This is a genomic window from Leucobacter chromiireducens subsp. chromiireducens (genome assembly GCF_016758255.1).
In the GTDB taxonomy this organism is placed as follows: domain Bacteria; phylum Actinomycetota; class Actinomycetes; order Actinomycetales; family Microbacteriaceae; genus Leucobacter; species Leucobacter chromiireducens.
The window spans coordinates 642,270-662,330 of sequence record NZ_QYAD01000001.1; the positions used below are offsets into that span (position 1 = coordinate 642,270).

A 20,061-nucleotide genomic window follows, 5' to 3' on the forward strand; every position below is an offset into this window, starting at 1 on the left:
CCCAGCATTATGGCTGGTCCGGGCGAGTGTTGCCGACCACACTCCGCACGGAGTTCGCGGCGCGCAAACTGGGCGGGAGTGGCGCGGCATGGGATAATCGTGCGCATGCACCAGCTCACGGCGCTCAGCCTGAAGAATCGTGCCCTGATCGCGCTTGTGACCATCGTTGCGGCGGTGTTCGGTCTCATCGGGATGGGCTCGCTCAAGCAAGAACTCATGCCCTCCGTGCAGTTCCCGGCGATCGCGGTCGTTACGAGCTACCCGGGCGCCTCCCCGGAGGTCGTGAACGCCGACGTCTCCGAGCACATCGAGACCGCGCTCCGCGGCGTGCCCAACCTCGAGAGCTCCACGGCGACCTCGAGCACCGGCGCATCGATGGTGCTTGCGCAGTTCACGTACGGCGTGGATATCGCTGCCACCGAGCAGAAGGTCGAGCGTGCGATCAGTCGCATCTCGAAGATGCTGCCGGCGGCCGCGGACACGCAGGTGATGTCGGGCAGCATCGACGACTTCCCGGTGATCCAGATTGCGGTGACTCCCGCGGAGGGAGAGACGCCCGAGCACGCGGCCGAGCTCGTGACCCGTATCGCGGTTCCCGAGATCTCCGATCTTCCCGGAGTGCGCGACGCGCAGCTCGCGGGTGCGCGACCGGACCGCGTGACGATCACGCCGAACGCCGCGGCACTCGCCTCGAACGGTCTCACGGCGCAGTCGATCACGGATACTCTGCAGCAGAGTGGTGTGCTGGTTGCCGCTGGCACGGTGAGCGACGGCGACCGCACGCTCGCGGTGCAGGCCGGCTCTGATATTGATTCGGCCGAGCAGATTGGGGCGCTGCCGATCGCGGTGAGCGCCGGGCAGCTTGAGGCGCAGCAGCGCGCTCTGGTCGCGCAGCAGGAGGCCGCGGCTGAGCAGCTGCGACCGGGGGCGTTGCCGGGCGCATTGCCCGAGGTGGAGCCCGCGCCCGCGCTCGAACCTCTGAAGATCTCCGATGTTGCGGATGTCGAGCTGGGACCGGGGCCCGTTGAGAGTATCTCGCGGGTTGACGGGGCGCCTGCCCTCACCATTGGCGTCACCAAGATGTCCGCAGCGAACACCGTCGACGTCTCGCACGCCGTGCAGGAGAAGCTCGACGAACTCGCCGATCAACTCGGCGGCGCGAAGCTCAGCGTCATCTTCGACCAGGCCCCCTATGTGGAGCAGTCGATCGAGACGCTCACCACGGAGGGCATGCTCGGCCTCGTCTTCGCGGTGCTCGTGATCCTGGTCTTCCTCATGTCGATTCGCGCGACGCTCGTCACCGCGATCTCGATTCCCACCTCGGTGCTGCTCACCTTCGTGGGGCTGAACTTCGCGGACTACACGCTGAACATGCTGACGCTCGGCGCGCTCACGATCTCGATCGGCCGCGTGGTCGACGACTCGATCGTGGTCATCGAGAACATCAAGCGCCACCTCGTGAATGAGGGGGACCGGGCCGCGACCATCGTTCGCGCAGTTCGCGAGGTCGCCGGCGCGATCACCGCGTCGACGGTCACCACGGTGGCGGTGTTCCTGCCCATGGCATTCGTTGGGGGCATGGTCGGCGAGCTGTTCCGGCCGTTCGCGTTCACCGTGACGATTGCGCTTGCCGCATCGCTGCTCGTGTCACTCACGATCGTGCCCGTGTTGGCCTACTGGTTCCTTCGACCTGAGAACGCGGAGAAGAGGCCGAGCGCGCTCGCCGCAAAGCTGGGGCGCCCGGGCGCCCGGCGTGCCACCGCGCGTCTTGCGGAGTCTCGTCCGGCTGGGCAGCCGACCGCCCTGCAACGCTGGTACCGCCCCGTGATCGACTGGACGCTCCGGCGCCCCGGCATCACGCTGATGATTGCGGCGCTCGTGTTCGGCGGCACGGTGGCCGCGACGCCGCTCATGAAGACCAACTTCATGGGATCTGACGAGCAGAACTCCGTCGGCCTGGTGCAGACGCTCGCGCCGGGCACGAGCCTCGACGCACAGCTCGCCCAGGCAAAGCGAGTGGAGGAAGCGCTCGCTGACGTGCCGGCGGTGGAGACAGTGCAGGTGACGGTTGGCAGCACCGGTGGCGGCATGGCAGCCATCTTTGGCGGCGGGGGCGACGGTGCGATCAACTACTCGCTCACCACGAACCCGGACGCAGACCAGGCGAAGGTGCAGGACGACATTCGCGCTGCAGTGAAGCCGCTCACGGACGCGGGTGAATTCTCCCTCGGGCAGTCGGGCGGCGGTGTGACGATGTCGAGCGCAATCGAGGTTGGGGTCACCGCGCCGGACCAGGCGACCTTGGAAGAGGCGAGCGACGCCGTGCTCACGGAGCTGCGAGCGGCCGACGGGCTCAAGCAGGTTGAGAGCGATCTTGGGCAGTCGCGCCCCTACCTCTCCGTGACGGTCAATCGTGAGGCAGCCGCGAAGGTCGGGCTCAGCGAGGCGGCCGTCGCCGGCCAGGTGGCGCAGCAGATGCAGCCCACACAGATCGGGCAGATCTCCATCGATGATTCGGGCACCTCCGTGTACCTCGCGGCGGCCGATGCGCCGAACGATGAGGCTGGGGTGGCCGCGCTGCAGATTCAGACTGCAGACGGTGCTCGTGCGCTGAGCTCGCTCGCCACGGTCGAGATTGCGGACGGGCCGGTGACCATTCGCACCGAGGACACCTCGCGCATGGTGACCATTTCGGCGCTGCCGCAGGGAGACGATCTCAGTGCGGCAAGCACCGCGGTGAACCAGGCGCTCGATCGGGTGAAGCTGCCCGCGGGCGCAAGCGCGAAGATCGGCGGCGTGATGTCGCAGCAGTCTGAGGCGTTTGGTCAGCTCGGTCTCGCGCTGCTCGTTGCGATCCTGATTGTGTACGTGGTGATGGTGGCGACGTTCCGCAGCCTGCTGCAGCCGCTCCTGCTGCTCATCTCCGTGCCGTTCGCCGCAACGGGCGCGATTCTGCTGCTCATCGCCACCGGGATTCCGTTGGGCGTTGCATCGCTCATCGGTGTCCTCATGCTGATCGGCATCGTGGTGACCAACGCGATCGTGCTGATCGACCTCGTGAATCAATACCGTGAGCGTGGAGATTCGCTGCACGACGCGGTGGTGCACGGCGCGCTCCAGCGTCTTCGTCCGATCGTGATGACGGCGCTCGCGACAATTCTCGCGCTGACGCCCATGGGCATCGGCATCACCGGCAAGGGCGGGTTTATCTCGCAGCCGCTCGCGATCGTGGTGATTGGCGGCCTGCTGTCGTCGACGCTGCTCACCCTCATCGTGCTGCCGACCCTGTACTACGCCGTTGAGCGCCGCCGCGAGGGTGGCGCTCAGCGACGACGTGCGCGGCGCGCTCCGAAGCGTGGCGGCGACGGTGAGGGACTGGTGCTCGCCGGTGCGGGGCTTGCGGGCGCGTCCCTTCCTGCGACGTCGGGCGAACCGCTGGTCGCGGCTACTACTGCTGACTCGGGCGCAGGCGGCGCCGCGCACGGTGCACATGGTGCGCACGCGGTGACCGAGGCTGTCGCGGATCCCGATCCGATTCCGGCAGCGGATCCCGCGGAACTGCCCGAGTTCGCTGCGGAGGATCTGCCGGCGCCGGTCTCGGCGAGCAACGCCGCGGCCCTCGTCGAGGAGGAACCGCTCGACGCTGCCGAGGTGGAGGAGATTGCGGCGGAGGCCGAGCGTGCCGAAGCCCTCGCCACTGAGGAGGCGCAGGCCGCGGAGGAGGCGCAGGCCGCGGAGGAGGCGCGTCTGGTCGAGGAGGCTCGGCTGGCTGAGGAAGCACTGGCGGCTGAAGAAGCCCGTGCCGTCGAAGTCGCGCGCGTTGCCGAGGTCGAGGCCGCGCGCGTTGCCGAAGCCGAGCTCGCACGAGCCGCCGAGCTTGAAGCGGAGCAGGCCGCTGCGGCAGCAGCTGAGGCCGAGGAAGCGGCGCGCCGCCAGCAGATCCTCAGCGAGCTGGTGCAGGCCGGGCTCGCGGCGCCCGAAACCTCCGGCGCGCACGCCTCGGTGCCGGTTTCGGCGGATGAGGATCCCGATCCGAGTGCACCCGAGACGGTTGCCCTCGAGCTCCCCTCCGCGCCAGAACCCGCTGGCGCTGGCGCCGACATGGGGCCGGAGACGCAGCAGATGTCGATGAACCTGTCGGAGCTCGGGTTCACGGGGGAGCACAATCCGCTGACCGACAGCTCGACCGGGCTCGAAGCCGAGGCTGTGCACTCCGCGGAGGAACCTGACGTATCCTTGCCTGAGCCCTACACGGCACAGACACCCGATGCCGCACCGGTTCCCGACACGGAGCCCGTGTACGCAGGCCAGCCGGAGCCGGAGCCGGAGCCGGAGCTGTCCGAACAGCCCGAACTCGAACTCGAGCCCGAGCTGCCTGAACAGCCCGTCGATGTCACGCCGGAGATTCCGCAGGACGCGTTCCACGCGGACTCCGCGGCTCCGCCCGTCACAGGCGAACTGAACTGGGAACAGCTGCTGTGGCAGGCCACCCAAGACATCGATGCCGAGTCCGACGCGCCGGCGCAGCCGAGCGACGGGTCGGCGAATGAACACCCCACCACCGGTCGCGATGCGACGGAAAGCGACGAGAAGTAGATGGCCCAAAAGGGACGACGTGGCTTCAAAGCCCCCGCGAACTACGAGCCCGGGCGCAAGCCCAAGGGGCGCAAGTTCCACGGTGGCAGGGCGCAGGAGTCGGGCGGGGGGCGGCCGTCGCGCGATGAGCGCGAGCAGACCGGTCGCGCAGACCACGGTGGCCGCGCTGCCCAGGGAGGCCGCGCAGCCCAGGGTGGTCGCTTTGATCGCGCGCCTGGTGCTCGGGATCGACAGCGGCCCACATCGGGCGGTGCGCCTGCGGCAGCGGGCGGTGCGGCGCGCTCTGGGCAGCGTGGCGCACTGCGGCGCGACCCACACCCGCGGGAGCAGCCGCTTCCGAAGCTGGAGGCCACGCTCACCACGGCGGCCGACGCTGCGGGGGTGAGCTTCGGAGACCTGGGGCTCGGCGGAAACATTGTGCGCGTGCTCGGGGAGCTGGGTGCTGACCAGCCCTTCCCGATCCAGGTCGCAACGATTCCTGACACGGTGCGCGGCCGTGACGTGCTCGGCCGTGCGCGCACCGGTTCAGGCAAGACGATCGCGTTCGGTGCCGCCCTCGTGGAGCGCATGCTCATCCTCAAGGCGCAGGGCGCCTTCGGGGCAGCGCCGGCGAAGAAGCAGAACCAGCCCAAGCGTGGCGAGCGGGTCACTCAGCGTCCGACGCGCAACCCGCGCGCGCTGATCCTCGCCCCCACCCGCGAGCTCGCGCTGCAGATCGACCGCACCATCCAGCCGATCGCGCGCTCCGTTGGGTTCTACACGGCGCAGATGGTGGGTGGTCAGCCGATCGACCCACAGGTGCACGCGTTGCAGCGCGGGGTCGACATCGTGATTGGCACGCCGGGTCGTGTGCAGGACCTGGTGAGCCGCCGCAAGCTCGACCTCCGCGAAGTGCTCATCACCGTGCTCGATGAGGCTGACCACATGTGCGAGCTCGGGTTCCTTGAGCCCGTGCAGCAGGTGCTCCGCCAGACCGTGCGGGGCGGGCAGCGACTGCTCTTCTCTGCGACGCTCGACAGCGGAGTGGCCGAGCTTGTCTCGGAATTCCTCACCGACCCCGCGGTGCACGAAGCTGAGGCTGCGGCAGATGGTCGCGTGCGCCACCGCGTGTACACCGTGCAGCGTGATGCGAAGGATGCGTCACTCGTGCAGCTCGCGCGCACTCCCGGCCGCGTGCTCGTGTTCTGCCGCACTCGTGCGTATGCGGAGCAGGTGGCCGAGATGTTTGACGCCGCGGGCATGCGCGTCGTCGCGCTGCACGGCGATCTGAGTCAGGCACGGCGCGAGCGCAATCTTGAGAAGTTTGCGACGGGCAAGGCCTCCGTGCTGGTCGCCACCGACGTGGCTGCGCGCGGTATCCACGTGGACGATGTTGATCTGGTGTTGCAGGCTGACCCGCCGAACGACTTCAAGACCTACCTCCACCGCGCGGGCCGCACGGGACGTGCGGGTCGCGATGGCGCCGTGGTGACGGTGATTCCGCGGATGCGGGAGCAGCGGATGCGCGAGATGTTGGAGGACGCTGGCGTGACCCCTGAGAAGTTCACGGACTTCGTGCCGAAGGGCGCGGGTAAGCGCCGCTAGCGCGGGCGCAGAGCAGCCATCACTCGGTTGCTCTGCCCGCCGGCTGGGCGAGCGGGGCCCCGATCTCGTCTTCGACAATCTTTCGAAGGAACGACTCAATGCCGAGTCTTTCAACGCTGCCGATATTGAGCGCCCGTTGAATGAGGAATCCGTCCGCGACCACATAAATGCGCTGTGCAGATGCTTCCGGGTCTGCGCAGTGGAAGTCGCCCGTGTCGGTACCTCGACGCATGATTGCGGCGAGCGCGGCCGCACCGATCCCCATGAGTTCTGTTGCGGCGTCTCGGAGCCCTGGGCGGCGACTCGCAGCAAGCCAGCCGCTGAGCCATACCGTCAGCGATGGGTCACGCTCCGGTGCAACGCTTCGGGTGAGAAATGTGCTGAGCGCCTCGGTGGGGGGAAGCTCGGCGAGTCCGCCATGCAACCATTCAAGGTCTGCACTTGCGATACGACGAAACGTTGCGATGACGAGATCGTCGATCGACGGAAAGTAGTGATGGAACAGCCCGGAGGTCACGCCGACCCGCTGGGCGACGTCACGCACCGTGAGCCGATCAAGGCCCTGTTCTGCGGCGAGCGCGACTGCTGCTTCGAGGAGCTCTTCGTGCCGCTCGGCTTTTGAGCGGCGACGCGGCGCGGTCTCTTCCATATCACCAGCCTAGTTGGTGGTGTGTCCAGCAATCGTTCCGAGCATATTGACTATTTGTCCAACAGTGGTGTTTACTGGCACCACAACGGTCAGTTGACTGTTTGTCCAATAGTGCTGTGCGTGATCAAAGGAGCCCAATGAACAGCAACATGCAAGCAGCGAGGCGGCGCAAGGCGGCGTTCGCCTCGTTCATCGGTACCGCGATCGAGTGGTACGACTTCTATGTGTTCTCGGTCGCTGCCGCTCTCGTGTTTGGGCCAGTGTTCTTCCCGACGAGTGATCCCATCGCCGGACTCGCCGCCTCCTTCGCAACGTATGCGGTCGGGTTTGTTGCAAGGCCGCTCGGCGCCATGATCTTTGGGTCGATCGGGGATCGCCTCGGCCGGCGGCAGGCGCTTGTCGCAACGCTGGTACTCATGGGACTCGCGACGTGCTTGACCGGCCTCCTGCCGAGCTATGACGCGGTCGGGCCACTCGCACCCATTCTGCTCGTCGCGCTGCGCGTCATTCAGGGCATCGCTGTGGGCGGGGAGTGGGGCGGTGCTGCGCTCATGGCTGTGGAGCACGCGCCGGAGAATGCGAAGTCGTTCTACGGCGGCTTTGTGCAACTCGGCAACCCCGCGGGAGCGATGCTCGCGACCGGGATCTTCGCCGTCCTTGCCAGCTTTGGCGATGACGCGCTGCAAAGCTGGGGGTGGCGCATTCCTTTCCTGATCTCGGCAGTGCTCATCATTATTGGTCTGGTGATTCGTGCCCGCGTGGAAGAGTCGCCGGTGTTTGAGCCTGCGCCCGCGAACGCACGCCCCGTGCGCGACGCGATCGTGCAAAACTGGCGACCCCTGCTGCTCGCCATCGGCATTATGGCGGTGCCGAGCGGAAGTTACTACATCACAAGCACCTACTTCACCTCCTATGCGACCGTGGACGCTGGGATTGACGCAACACTCGTGCTCAACGTGCTCACCATCGGTTCATTCGTTGAGCTGGTCGCGACGCTCCCCGCTGCGTGGCTCGCTGACCGCTTTGGGCGCATCCGTGTGCTGGTGATTGGCATGGTGGGGCTTGGAGTGTTCGGAGCGCTGACCTTCCTGGTGGTCAGCCTGAATCTCGGAGGGCCTGGCCTCCTCATCCTGGTGTTCGCGCTGCTGCGGCTCGCAGGATGTAGCGCATACGCCCCACTCGCCGGTGCTATGGCGCAGATGTTCCCGCCGCAGTCGCGCTACACCAGCATTTCGCTCGGGTACCAGGTGGGCGCGGCTATTTTTGGCGGCTTCTCGCCCCTCGCAGCGACGCTCCTTGTCGGCGCAACGGGCAGCGTGTGGGCGGTCGTGGCATTGCTCGGCGCGCTTGTTACGGTCGCGGTGTTCTGTACGCTGCGCGCACCCCAGCATGTTGATGTGGTTGTCGGTGCAGGGCAGGCTGACCCCGTCGTTGCTGCCGAGGTGCCTCGCGTATGAGCGCCGCAGCGTCGGTGCGTCACAACTGGTTCTCGCGGGCAGAGGTCGCGGGCGGGGTGACGCTGCTCCGCGAACCGCGTGTGCACGGACTGTTGCGCTGCAATATCTGGCGCTTCGACGGGGATCGACCGCTCTGGGTGGACGCCGGAACCGGCGTGCGTCCTCCACTCGCAGAGTTTCCGGAGGACGCGGCGAGGTCACCGGTACTGGTGCTCACTCACGCGCACGTTGACCACACGGGCGGTGCGGCCGAGTTCGGGGATGTTCGAATGCATCCCGCTGACATGGGGCGGGCGCGCACGCCGCCACTGCCGCTCACGCGGGAGGCGATCACCCGACACCTGGGTCTCGGGCCTGCTCCCCTCGGCGTGCCATTGCCGGACTCCCTGGTGCAAGAGTGGGGGACGGCTGGCACCCCTGCCGTTGCAGGGGTAGGGCCAGAGGGCCCCATTACTTCGCTGCACGAAGGAGAACTGCTCATTGCGGGGGACTACCGCTTCGAGGTGCTTGAACTTCCCGGCCACACCCCCGGGAGCATCGGGCTCTGGGATGACCGCTGCGGCGTTCTCGTCTCAGGTGATGCGCTCTATCGGGGCACGCTCCTCGATGATCTCCCCGAATCAAATCGCGCCCGCTACCACGCAACGATGCAGCGAATTCTGAACTTGCGCCCACGCCAGGTGCTTCCGGGGCACGGGCCTCCCCTCACGGCAGAGGAGACCGCTGCAATTGCCAGCGATTACCTCTCCCGCCGGGCACACGCCGCAGATACGTAGCCGAAACACACCGACAGAAAGGATGCACCAATGCACCTACTCAACCGCGCTGACAGCGCGCTCATGATCATTGATCTCCAGGAGGAGTTCTATCCGATTGCGCGAAGGGACGTGCACCGGGCCACGCTCGCCCGAGTTGTTGACAATGCAGCGTGGCTTGCCGGGGTTGCCAGCGCGCTCGAGATTCCCGTCATCGTGACCGAGGAAGACCCTGCCGGGAACGGGCCAACCGAGCGTGTGATTCTTGACGCTTTGGAACCGAGCGCACAGGTGCTCCCGAAGACCTCGTTTGGGGTGGCCGGTGAGCCGCGAATTTTGGAAGCGCTTCGTGCCACTGGCAAGGAAACCGTGGTTCTTGCGGGCGCGGAGACGGATGTCTGCGTTGGGCACTCTGCCCTGGGCCTGCAAGCGTTGGGCTTTCGAGTGGTGGTGGTGAGTGACGCAACGTTCTCTCCCGGAGAAGCGCACGATCATGGCGAACGGCGGCTCGCAGCGCGAGGTATCGAGCTGGTCGCCGCGAAGGGTGTCTACTACGACTGGCTGCCGCGTCTTGAAGAGACCCGGGCATTCCGGCAAGCGAATCCGGCGCTCGGACACCCTCGCCACTTCAACCTCTAACGCGTTGGTTCCGGGGCGTCCCGCACGCTCCGGAACTGACCGTCCGGCCTAGAGGGGGTCTCTATTTTTCCTGCCCAAAAGTAGAGGCTTTCTACAAGCGAGTTCATGGTGGCAACGCAGTGCGTTGTGGGGGAGGGAATGCGCGGTTGTCCCGCCAAGGCGGGGAGCCTAGCCTGGCTGCAGGTCAACCGACGACCGCGGATGCGGTCACGCGCGCACGCCAAAGGAGCACCGATGAGCGACACCACCCCCAAGGACCCCCGCATCAACACCAGCGTCGTGAGCGACGCGCTGCTGGGCAAGTGGAAGAAGGAGCGGCTCGAGTCGCGCGCGCTCGCCGCAGATCCTCGCCTGCACACGATCAACGGTCAGTCGATGGACGAGCACCGAGCACGCGTGCTTGAGCAGCTTGGGATCCTGGTGGAGCACGGCGCGATCCAGCGCGCGTACCCGAGTGATCTCGGCGGCGGCGACAACCACGGCGGCAACATTGCCGCATTCCAGGAGCTGGTGCTCGCCGATCCGTCACTGCAGATCAAGAGCGGGGTGCAGTGGGGCCTCTTCGGCGCCGCGATCCTGCACCTCGGCACACGGACGCACCACGAGAAGTGGCTGCCCGACGTGATGAGCTTGAAGCTGCCCGGCGCGTTCGCGATGACGGAGATCGGCCACGGCTCGGACGTCGCCTCCGTGGGCACCACCGCCACCTACGATCCCGAGACGGAAGAGTTCGAGATCCACACGCCCTTTACCGGGGCGTGGAAGGAGTACCTCGGCAACGCGGCACTGCACGGCCAGGCCGCCGTCGTGTTCGCGCAGCTCATCACGCGCGGAGTCAACCACGGCGTGCACGCGTTTTTCGTGCCGATTCGCACTCCCGAAGGGGAGATGCTCCCCGGCGTGGGGAGCGAAGACGACGGCGTGAAAGGCGGCCTGAACGGCATCGACAACGGCCGCCTGCACTTCACGCACGTGCGGATTCCGCGCGAGAACCTGCTGAATCGCTACGGCGACGTCGCCGCGGACGGCACGTACTCCTCGTCGATCGAGAGCCCGGGCCGCCGCTTCTTCACGATGATCGGCACGCTCGTGCAGGGGCGTGTTTCCCTCGACGGATCCGCGGTGAAGGCGATGATGGCCGCGCTGACGATTGCGATCCGCTACGGCAGTGAGCGCCGGCAGTTCCCGGGTGCCTCCGGCCGCGAGACGGTGCTGATGGACTACGGGCAGCACCAGCGCCGCCTGATTCCGCGCCTCGCGCAGACCTACGCGATGGCGTTCGCGAGCGAGCGCCTACTCACCGTGTTTGACGAGGTGTTTTCGGGCGCGAAAGACACGGACGAGAACCGCGAAGACCTCGAGACGCTCGCCGCCGGCCTGAAGTCGCTCTCCACCTGGGCCGCGCTCGACACGCTGCAGGAAGCGCGCGAGGCAACCGGTGGGGCGGGCTTCATCGCGAAGAACCGACTCACTGGGCTCCGGGCCGACCTCGACATCTACGTCACCTTCGAGGGCGACAACACGGTGCTGCTGCAGCTCGTGGGCAAGCGCCTGCTCACCGACTACGCGAAGCAGTTTGCGGGCGGCGACAAGGCCGCGATGGCGAAGGCCGCCGCAAGCCAGCTGGGCGACCGCGTGAGCCGCTTCGGCCTGCGCCAGATGGGGCAGAGCATCGCGGATCTCGGACAGGTCGCGCGCTCCGTCGAGAGCCTGCGAGCGCCCGAGTCGCAGCGCGCGCTCCTCACCGACCGCGTCGAGACGATGGTGTCGGAGATCGCCATGGCGCTCCGCGAGGCGACGAAGCACGTGCCGAAGGGTGACGCCCACGGCAAGGCGATCGCCAATGAAGAAGCGTTCAACGCGCAGCAGCACAAGCTCATCCAGGCGGCGCGCGCGCACGCCGAGCTGCTGCAGTGGGAGGCGTTCACGGAGGAGCTCGAGCGCATCTCGGATCCGGGCTCGAAGCAGGTGCTTACCTGGCTGCGCGACCTCTTCGGCTTCGGACTGATCGAGGAGCACGCGGCCTGGTACCTCGTGCAGGGCCGTATCTCGGGGCAGCGCGCTGAGGCCGTCACCGCGTACATCGATCGCCTGATTGCGCGCCTGCGCCCCCACGCACTCGACCTGGTCGACGCGTTCGGGCTCGCCCCCGAGCTGCTCCGCGCCGAGATCGCGACGGGCATCGAGGCCGAGCGGCAGGAGGAAGCGCACGCCTACGTCGAGGCACAGCGCGCGGCAGGAACCTGGCCGATTCACGAGAAGGAACTGCGCAAGCGCGCGAAGCAGGAGGGGCGCGCATAGCGCTCACGTTTTCGCGTGCGACACACGCCGCCACAGGGGCTGCGCAGCATCTGCTGCGCAGCCCCTGTGAGGTATTAGAGTGAGCGGTATGGCACTGCGAACGCTGTATCCGCCGATCGAACCGACCGCGCACGGCATGCTGCCCGTCGGCGACGGGAACGAGATCTACTGGGAAAGCTGCGGCAACCCCGACGGCAAGCCCGTCGTCTTCCTCCACGGGGGCCCGGGCGGCGGCTGTTCGCCCGACCACCGGCGCTTCTTCGATCCGGATCGCTACCGCATCGTGCTGTTCGACCAGCGCGGCTGCGGGCGAAGTGTGCCGCACGCGAGCGCGCCGGACGCAGACCTCAGCGCGAACACTACCTGGCACCTCGTGGCGGACATTGAGCGGCTGCGTGAGCACCTGGGCATTGAGCGCTGGCAGGTGTTTGGCGGCTCCTGGGGCTCCGCGCTGTCGCTCGCGTACGCACAGACGCACCCCGAACGGGTCACGGAACTGGTGCTGCGCGGCATCTTCACACTTCGCGAGAGCGAGCTTGCCTGGTTCTACCAGGATGGCGCCTCGCACCTCTTCCCGGACGCGTGGGAGGACTACCTCGCGCCGATTCCCGCGGCCGAGCAGCATGAGCTGATCGCCGCGTACCACCGTCAGCTCACCGATCCCGATCCCGCGGTGCACACGCCGGCCGGCGTCGCCTGGACGGTGTGGGAGAACACCACGATTCGGCTGATTCCCGACGAGGACGCGATCGCTGCGGCACGGGCGAACACCGCGGCAGCGGTCGCCTTCGCCCGCATCGAGAACCACTTCTTCACGAACGCCGGGTGGTTCGAGGAGGGGCAACTGATTCGCGATGCCGCCGAGAAGCTGAGCGGCATCCCCGGTATCATCGTGCAGGGGCGGTACGACGTGTGCACCCCCGCGCGGACCGCCTGGGATCTGCACCGGGCCTGGCCCGCGGCAGACTTCGAGATGGTCGCCGACGCGGGGCACGCAGCGAGCGAGCCGGGGATCATTGACGCACTGGTGCGCGCGACTGACCGCTTCGCAGAGTCGGGAGTCGCCCAGACTCCCGAAAGCAACCGAGAGTGAGACGCCCATGACGTTCAATGACAACGTGCGGATCGACACCAGTAAGGTGACGAAGCGCGGCGGCGGGGCGCGCCGCGGCGGAATGATCGCGGGCGGGGGCATCGGCGTTGCCCTGCTGCTCGCACTCGGCTCCCAGCTGTTCGGCGTGAACCTCAACATGTTCGCACCCGCCATCAACAGCGCGCTCGGCTCGGGCACCGTGATCTCTGAGCCGCAGTCGGGCTCGCTCGACGGCTGCGCTGCCGGTGCGGATGCGAACCGCGACGTCGAGTGCCGCATGGCCGCGGCGAGCGACTCACTCGACCGCTACTGGGCAACGCAGGTCGGCAACTACCGCGCCCCTGGCCCGGTGGTGCTGTTCAGCGGCCAGACGCAGTCGCCCTGCGGCGCGGCTTCGGCGGCGACGGGCCCGTTCTACTGCCCGTCCGACGAGACGATCTACATTGACGTCGCGTTCTTCAACACCCTGAACCGCGACTACGGCGCATCGGGCGGCTCGCTCTCGCAGATGTACGTGCTCGCGCACGAGTGGGGTCACCACATCTCGAACCTCATCGGTTCGCTGCAGAGCGTCGGCCGCGAGTCCGGCCCCGCCTCGGGTTCCGTGCGGCTGGAACTGCAGGCGGACTGCTTCGCCGGCGCGTGGGTGCAGAATGCCTCGACCGTCACCGACGACCAGGGGGTGCCGTTCCTGAAGCCCGTCTCGCAGCAGGAGATCGCTGATGCGATGAGCGCAGCGGCGGCCGTGGGCGACGACCACATCATGGAATCGGCGGGCATGGGCGTGAACCCCGAGCGCTTCACGCACGGCACCTCCGAGCAGCGCCAGCGCTGGTTCCAGATCGGCTACCAGCAGGGCCCCACGGCCTGCGCGACCTTCGACGTGCCCGCGTCGCAGCTCTAGCTCGCGCGAAGAAAACAGTGCGGGATCCGGGCGACGCGTCGCCCGGATCCCGCACTGTTTGTGTGTGTTAGCGCTTCCGACCCGGCCGCGGTGGCTTCTTCTTCGTGGCGGCGAGCTGTGCGCCGCGTGAGCCCGGCTTCGGCCCGGCCTTCTTCTTCTGCGGCTGCTGCGGCTTCTTTTTTGCGGGCTTCGGATCGCGCGCCGGCGGCTCCGTGTCGGCTGCCGTGCGCGAGCTGCGCGCCGTGCGGCCACGAATCACGCCGACGAGCTGCTGCACGTCGGCGCCGTCGCGCGCGACGTCCCAGCTTGCCCACACCGCGGTGCGCGGCACATCGTCAGCGCCGGTGAGCGGAATCAGACGATGGCGGCGCTTGTCCACGAGGTGGCGGGCGAGCATGGTGGGCAGCAGGATCGCGCCTGCGCCGGTAGCGACGAGCTCCAGGGCCGCGGGCACATCCTGCGGCATCCACTCGGGATTCTCCCACGGCGCCGCGGCAGGCCACTCCGCGGGATGATCGGGGTGATCGAGCAGGTGCACCGCGCCGAGCGCATCGAGCGCGATCGATTCGCGCTTCGCGAGCGCGTGATCGACGTCGACGACGAGGGTGATGGTCTCTTCGTAGAGGCGCATGGCGTGGCGGGTGCGCGCCGCTTCCTCGCTACCGGCGGGGCGGCGCCCCGGGAGCGCTCGCTCGAGCATCACGTCGCACGCGACGCTCGCCGAGCGGCCGAAGGCCACGTTCACCGGGACCAGCTCGAGCGGAGATCCCGTGACGGTCTCCCAGCGCTCGGCCCACTTGCTCGGGGCGATGCCGCGCGCGAAGGCAAGCTGCAGCGGGGCGTGAGTGGGCTCGCTCATAGCGCGACCTCCGAATAGATCTCGTGGGTGTAGGGCAGTCGTGCTGCCGAGAGCGCCAGCCGGTAGTCGGGCGATTCCGCGTGCCGCAGCGGGGTGCCCTCCTCCCGGTAGCGGGGGAGCGCGAGTGAGGCGTGCCCCTGCGGCGGCTGACCGCTCGCGGGAACGACGCGCCACCAGGGCACCGCGTGGCCGTAGAGCGCCATCACGCGGCCGACGGCGCGCGGCGCCGAAGAACCGATCGCGAGGGCAACATCGCCGTACGTCATGACGCGCCCCGCCGGGATTCGGTGCACCACGGCGAGCACGGCGTCAACGAACTCGGGGCTGGGCATGGAGTAAGCCTACGGCGTGCGCGGCGTCATCACTGGGCACGCGCCGTGTGCGCGGGGCTAACCGATGGCTGAGACGCCCAGCAGTTTGCCGATCGTGTAGGTGACGGCGACTGCGATTCCACCGAAGGTGAGCTGGCGCACCGCACCGAGCAGCCAGTTGCGGCGCGTGGTGCGCGCGGCGAGGCCACCGGCAAGGAGCAGCCCCAGCCCGCCGAACGCGAGCCCCCAGCCGAGCGTGCCGAACCCGAAGAGGAACGGCAGGATCGGGATCAGGGCGCCGACGCTGAACGACAGGAGCGAGGAGATCGCGGCCACCCAGGGTGAGGGCTTCTCCTCCGGGCTGAGCCCCAGCTCGTGGGCGAGGTGCACGCGCACCGCCTGCTCGCTGTTCGTGTGCACCTGGCTGGCGGCCACGCGGGCCACCTCCTCCTGCATGCCGAGCCGCTCGAAGAGGAGCGCCAGCTCGGCCTGCTCACCCGCGGGGTTGCGGGTGTGCGCCTCGCGCTCGGTGCGCACCTCGGCGTCGAGCTGCTCGTTCGCGGTGCGCACCGAGGTGAACTCGCCGAGCGCCATGGAGATTGCGCCCGCGATGAGGCCGGAGACACCCGTGACGACAACCATGCCGGGGGAAGCGCCGGCAGCAGCGATACCGGCGATGAGGCCCACATTCGATACGAGTCCATCCATCGCCCCGAAGACCGTCGCGCGCAGCCAGCCCGATGACACGTCTGCGTGGCGGTGGTCGTACTCGTGTGGGTGTGCGATGTTGATCTCGCTCATGCTCGTTCGTTCCCCCGTTTTTCCGCGCGATTCCGCGCACGAAAGGCAACGGTAGCAAGCTTCGGAGGGGAGGGAGAACCCCGCAAAACGCTTCGAATTGACGCCGTGTTGGGGTTCGAGATGCCGAACTTTGAGGAACTGCGAGCCGGCGCCACGGTTTCGCCTAGGTAAGCCACCTGGCACTACGCAATTTCGCTCCTGCGACCCGCAGATTGGGTGTCTGGAGCACGGATTCTGCGGTGCTCGTCTTCCGACGCGCGCATCGCGCGGCGAGACTGGAACCCGTTCCCGCCCCGCTGCGCCCACGAAACGGAGTCTCCGATGCACGCACGCACCCCCGCACTGCGCCGCCTGGCCCAGGCCGCCCTCGGTGCTGCCGCGTGCTCCGGGCTCTTGCTCGCGGGAACGGGTGCGGCGCATGCCGATACCGGCGTCGACGCGAGCGCGCCGCAAACGATCAGTGGCACGGGCATCCCCGAGCTGGGCGGTGCGGAGAGTGCGGGCTGGTTCCTCGTTGCGGGTGCGGCGTACCTGATCGCGGGTGGCGTGCTGTACGCGCGGCGACGTCGTGCCGCGGCGCTTAGCCGGGCGTACCCGGCGGCGTAAGCGCGAGCGTTGCGCCTTGCCACCGGCCACGCAGCCAGCGGTCGTGTGACGCGATGACGAGCGCGCCGGGGTAGTCGGTGAGCGCCGCCTCCAACTCTTCCACGAGCGTGAGGGAGAGGTGATTCGTCGGCTCGTCGAGCAGCAGCACGGGCGGGGGATCCGCGATGAGCAGGGCGAGCGCGAAGCGGCGGCGCTGCCCCACGCTGAGGGCTCCCACGGCGCGCTCCGCATCGCGCGCGGCAATGAGTCCGCTCGCGGTGAGTGGGGTCGCCTCGGCGCGCTCGGGGCTGAGTGCCTCCTGCCACACCTCTGCGAGCGTGCGTGACGGGTCGGGAAATGCGAACTCCTGCGGCAGGAAGCCCACGCGTGCCCGGCGCTGCACGGTGCCCGTCTCGGGGGCGAGTCGTCCGGCGAGCACCGCGAGAAGCGTTGACTTTCCCGCCCCGTTCGGGCCTGTGAGCAGCAGCCGTCCGCGCGGCTCGAGCTCGAGTGAGATCGGGGCGAGCCGCCCGGAGACCGCGACGCGCTCTGCGAGCAACACGGCTGTGGTCTCTGTGCCGGGCTGGGTGGTGCCAGACGCCTCGAAGCCCGCGAAGCGCAGTGGCTCGGGCGGCCGCCGCACGCGCTCGCGCTCGAGAGTCTCCAGCCGCACGCGTGCGTTGCGGGCACGCCGCGCGGTGACCCGTGCATCCTTGTCCGCGTAAAACTTCCGCGTGATGCGGCTCTCCGACTTCGATTCGTGCTTCCGGTTGACCTCGCGCGACCCCACCTCGATCTCGTGTGTGAGCGCTGCGAGCTCCGCCGATTCCGCGTCGAAGCGCTCGCGCCAGCGGGCCAGCTCCGCCTGCCGCGCCTGCCGCGCTGCCGTGTACCCCACACCCCAGAAGCGGGCGCCGTAGCCCGAGCCGGGATCGCTCGTGCCCGGATCCCGATCAGCCTGGCTCGCTCCTGCGTGAGTTCCCACTGCGTGACTTCCGCCGGTGGCGTCCGCTGGCCGCGCATCGTCGAGCTCGCGCGCGGGCAGGGGAAGCGGGTCGAGATCGAGAATGCGGGTCGTCACCGCGTCAAGCAGTGTGCGGTCGTGGCTCGCGAGGATCACGATGCCCGGCCACTCGCACAGCACGCGCTCAAGATAGGCCGCCGAGGCGTCGTCCAGGTGGTTCGAGGGCTCATCGAGCAAAAGCACAACGGGCGCCTCGAGCAGGATCGCGGCAAGCGCGAGGCGCAGCTGTTGCCCGCCCGAGAGCGTGCCGAGCGCGCGCGACTCCGGGATCCCACCGAGCCCGAGGCCGGCGACCACCTCGCCGCGCTGCGCCGCAGCGGACCATGCACCCGAGCGCTCCGCCTCGGCGAGCGCCGCGGCGTAGCGCTCGGCGGCGTGTGCGTCGTCGGGGCGTGCGGCCAGTTCGGCCCCCAGACGTTCGAGCTCGTGTAGGGCCGCGAGCGCGGGCGCCTGCGCATCATCGAGCACTTGGGCAATGGGAGTGTCCGCGGGGTACGGCAGTTCCTGCGCGAGGAGCCCCACGGTCGCCGGGTGTGCAGCGGTGCCCGGCAGGGTCACCGTGCCCGCGGTCGGGGTGATGTTGCCCGCCAGGATCCCGAGCAGCGTTGACTTGCCGGTGCCGTTCTCTCCGATGAGGCCAATCCGGTCGCCGCGCGCGGCCGTGAAGCTCACCTCGGTGAGCACGCGGCGATCCGGGTACGAGTGCGAGACGCCTGCGACGGCGAGGTGCCCGCGATCGCTCGCGGTGAGTTCAGCGCCGCGCGACGCGGCCCGGCCCGCTGCGGCGAGACTCGGCGCGGACGGTGTGGGGGTGTTGGAAACAGGGGTGTGGTGCGCGTGCATGCGGCGCCTTTCGGAACGAGCGTGGGTTCCGCCGGGTGTGAGAGGGCAGCGTCTCGGGAGCGGGGCTCGAACCGGGCTGCGTTCCTCGGCCTCAGGCGCGGAACAGGGCTGCGTTAGTGCTTCACATCCCCGAGTGTACGCGAGCCGCCCCGGGGCGACGCAACCCCGAGTACGCTGAGAAGCCTCACGAGAGAATGGGGATCCCATGACGATGCACGCCAGCGGACGGCTGCTCAAGACGCCGCGCGGACGCGACCTCGTACTGGTGCGCTCGCTCGCGCTGCCGATCGCGGAGGCGTGGGAGTACCTCACCGATTCCGATCTCACCGAGCGCTGGTTCGGCCCCTGGGAGGGCGACGCGCGCACGGGCGGCAGCGTGCGCATCCGCATGCGCTTCGAAGAGAGCGAGCCGGCGATCCGTGCCCGCATCGTCGCCTGCGAAGCGCCGCACCGGCTCGCGCTGCACACCGTTGATGAGTACGGCAGCTGGGAGCTCGACCTCACTCTCGAGGAGGACGGCGAAGACGACACCCTGCTGCGCTTCGTGCACCACCTCGACGCCGACGCAGAGGTGGGCGAGATTGGGCCGGGCTGGGAGTACTACCTCGACCTGCTCATCGCCGCGACGGAAGACACTGAACGCGCGGGGTTTGATCAGTACTACCCGGCGCTCCGTGAGGCGTACCTCGCGCTGCGTCCGGAGTAACTTCCCGGGGCGTAGCGCGGCGGGCGGCACCCTCATCCGCCTAGGCTGGAGGGCATGGCTGACTCGAGTGGTCTCACGGAGTTCTGGGCGCGCTGCCGCGTCCAGGTGCCCGGGCTCCCCGCTGCGCTTCCCGACGCGTGGCCGTTCGGGGCGACCGCGGCGCACGCGGACGAACTGCTCGGGCTGGTGATCGCGGGCACCAAGACCGGCACGGCGACGTCGATCTGGGACGCTGAGACCACCGGGGAGCAGCTGCCCGAGGTGGGGGACTACAGCATCATTCTTGACGGGGCGGGGGAGCCTCGGGCCGTCATTCGCACGACCGCGCTCGCGACCGTACCGTTCGACCGGGTCACCGCGGAGCATGCACATTCCGAGGGTGAGGGCGACCGCACACTCGCCGATTGGCGCGCCACCCATGAGCACTACTGGCGGAGCTACGCTGCAAGCCCACGCGGTTTCGCACCAGACATGCCGATCCTCTGCGAGCGCTTCGAACTGATCTGGGCGCCGGGCACCGATCCGGCCGGGCACACGAACGGAAAGCTGGGCTGATGGGCAATCGGAACGCGGTGACGATCAAGGATGGCGTGCTCGTGGTGATCCCGCGCGGCATTGACAAGATGTGGGGATTCCGGCGGCGCATCGAGGTGCCGCTTACGCGCATCACCGAAGTGGCGGTGGAACCCGCTCCGCTTCGCGTGCCCACCGGGTGGCGCGGCCCCGGTCTCGATGTGGGCGGCAAGTTGTCCGGCACCTTCCACCCGAAGGGCGAGCGACACTACTGGAACTACTCTTGGGGTGGCCCGGCGCTGACCGTCGCGATTGCGGCAGGCGATCCTTTCGACCGGCTGTACCTCTCGGTGGGAGATGCTGAGGCGCTGTGCCAGGAGCTGCGTGCCGCGGTCGAGGCTGCGCGCCCCTCAGCGGTGTAGCCCGCCGCAACACCCCCAG

General features: G+C 68.4%; 17 protein-coding genes. 12 read left to right on the forward strand and 5 right to left on the reverse strand.

Annotation, left to right across the window (positions count from 1 at the left end; genetic code table 11):
* Positions 1 to 105: 105 nt before the first annotated feature.
* Positions 106 to 4,596 carry an efflux RND transporter permease subunit gene (locus D3226_RS02945; protein WP_202380906.1) on the forward strand — a complete coding sequence of 1,497 codons (4,491 nt, stop codon included), beginning with the start codon at positions 106 to 108 and terminating at the stop codon, positions 4,594 to 4,596.
* Positions 4,597 to 6,180, forward strand: a complete 1,584-nt coding sequence (locus D3226_RS02950; RefSeq protein WP_202380907.1) for a DEAD/DEAH box helicase — start codon at positions 4,597 to 4,599, stop codon at positions 6,178 to 6,180.
* 19 nt (positions 6,181 to 6,199) lie between these two features.
* Here the strand turns inward: D3226_RS02950 and D3226_RS02955 are convergent, their stop codons facing one another.
* Positions 6,200 to 6,829 carry a TetR/AcrR family transcriptional regulator gene (locus tag D3226_RS02955; protein ID WP_202380908.1) on the reverse strand — a complete coding sequence of 210 codons (630 nt, stop codon included), beginning with the start codon at positions 6,827 to 6,829 and terminating at the stop codon, positions 6,200 to 6,202.
* A gap of 137 nt (positions 6,830 to 6,966) precedes the next feature.
* Between D3226_RS02955 and D3226_RS02960 the strand changes: the two genes are divergently transcribed.
* From D3226_RS02960 to ypfJ, 6 genes are all read left to right on the forward strand, one after another.
* On the forward strand, positions 6,967 to 8,286 hold the full coding sequence (locus D3226_RS02960) for an MFS transporter (RefSeq protein ID WP_202380909.1): 1,320 nt from the start codon (positions 6,967 to 6,969) through the stop codon (positions 8,284 to 8,286).
* The gene (locus D3226_RS02965; RefSeq protein ID WP_202380910.1) at positions 8,283 to 9,062 is read left to right on the forward strand and encodes an MBL fold metallo-hydrolase; all 780 of its coding nucleotides are present in this window, start codon (positions 8,283 to 8,285) and stop codon (positions 9,060 to 9,062) included. Before D3226_RS02960 ends, D3226_RS02965 begins: the two co-directional genes overlap by 4 nt.
* Positions 9,063 to 9,092: 30 nt before the next feature.
* Positions 9,093 to 9,680, forward strand: a complete 588-nt coding sequence (locus D3226_RS02970; protein ID WP_202380911.1) for an isochorismatase family protein — start codon at positions 9,093 to 9,095, stop codon at positions 9,678 to 9,680.
* A gap of 234 nt (positions 9,681 to 9,914) precedes the next feature.
* Positions 9,915 to 11,981, forward strand: coding sequence for an acyl-CoA dehydrogenase family protein (locus tag D3226_RS02975; protein ID WP_202380912.1), 2,067 nt, complete (start codon positions 9,915 to 9,917; stop codon positions 11,979 to 11,981).
* Between the two features lie 88 nt (positions 11,982 to 12,069).
* Entirely contained in the window at positions 12,070 to 13,074 is a 1,005-nt protein-coding gene (gene pip, locus D3226_RS02980) for a prolyl aminopeptidase (RefSeq protein WP_202380913.1), read from the forward strand.
* Between the two features lie 7 nt (positions 13,075 to 13,081).
* On the forward strand, positions 13,082 to 13,978 hold the full coding sequence (ypfJ, locus tag D3226_RS02985; protein ID WP_202380914.1) for a KPN_02809 family neutral zinc metallopeptidase: 897 nt from the start codon (positions 13,082 to 13,084) through the stop codon (positions 13,976 to 13,978).
* A 67-nt stretch (positions 13,979 to 14,045) separates the two neighbouring features.
* On the opposite strand, the gene D3226_RS02990 is transcribed toward ypfJ, so the two are convergent.
* From D3226_RS02990 to D3226_RS03000, 3 genes are read right to left on the reverse strand one after another with little or no spacing between them, the layout of a single operon-like run.
* A complete protein-coding gene (locus tag D3226_RS02990; RefSeq protein ID WP_202380915.1) occupies positions 14,046 to 14,837 on the reverse strand; it encodes a LysR substrate-binding domain-containing protein in 792 nt (263 codons plus the stop codon).
* Positions 14,834 to 15,169 (reverse strand): MGMT family protein, encoded by a 336-nt coding sequence (locus D3226_RS02995; protein ID WP_202380916.1) that lies wholly within the window; start codon positions 15,167 to 15,169, stop codon positions 14,834 to 14,836. Before D3226_RS02995 ends, D3226_RS02990 begins: the two co-directional genes overlap by 4 nt.
* 57 nt (positions 15,170 to 15,226) lie before the next feature.
* A complete protein-coding gene (locus D3226_RS03000) occupies positions 15,227 to 15,949 on the reverse strand; it encodes a VIT1/CCC1 transporter family protein (RefSeq protein ID WP_202380917.1) in 723 nt (240 codons plus the stop codon).
* Positions 15,950 to 16,270: 321 nt separating this feature from the next.
* Here D3226_RS03000 and D3226_RS03005 point away from each other — a divergent pair, with 321 nt between their 5' ends.
* Entirely contained in the window at positions 16,271 to 16,555 is a 285-nt protein-coding gene (locus D3226_RS03005) for an LPXTG cell wall anchor domain-containing protein (RefSeq protein ID WP_202380918.1), read from the forward strand.
* On the opposite strand, the gene D3226_RS03010 is transcribed toward D3226_RS03005, so the two are convergent.
* The gene (locus D3226_RS03010) at positions 16,530 to 18,401 is read right to left on the reverse strand and encodes an ABC-F family ATP-binding cassette domain-containing protein (protein ID WP_202380919.1); all 1,872 of its coding nucleotides are present in this window, start codon (positions 18,399 to 18,401) and stop codon (positions 16,530 to 16,532) included. The two genes, D3226_RS03005 and D3226_RS03010, sit on opposite strands and share 26 nt — an antisense overlap.
* A 205-nt stretch (positions 18,402 to 18,606) precedes the next feature.
* Between D3226_RS03010 and D3226_RS03015 the strand changes: the two genes are divergently transcribed.
* Genes D3226_RS03015 through D3226_RS03025 form a run of 3 tightly spaced genes read left to right on the forward strand, consistent with a single transcriptional unit; the run spans position 18,607 to position 20,042 of the window.
* Positions 18,607 to 19,107: an SRPBCC family protein gene (locus tag D3226_RS03015; protein WP_202380920.1), complete on the forward strand. Its 501-nt coding sequence runs from the start codon at positions 18,607 to 18,609 to the stop codon at positions 19,105 to 19,107.
* A 54-nt stretch (positions 19,108 to 19,161) separates the two neighbouring features.
* Complete coding sequence (locus D3226_RS03020) at positions 19,162 to 19,662, forward strand: ASCH domain-containing protein (RefSeq protein WP_202380921.1); 501 nt, start codon at positions 19,162 to 19,164, stop codon at positions 19,660 to 19,662.
* Positions 19,662 to 20,042: a hypothetical protein gene (locus D3226_RS03025; RefSeq protein ID WP_202380922.1), complete on the forward strand. Its 381-nt coding sequence runs from the start codon at positions 19,662 to 19,664 to the stop codon at positions 20,040 to 20,042. Before D3226_RS03020 ends, D3226_RS03025 begins: the two co-directional genes overlap by 1 nt.
* Positions 20,043 to 20,061: the final 19 nt, after the last annotated feature.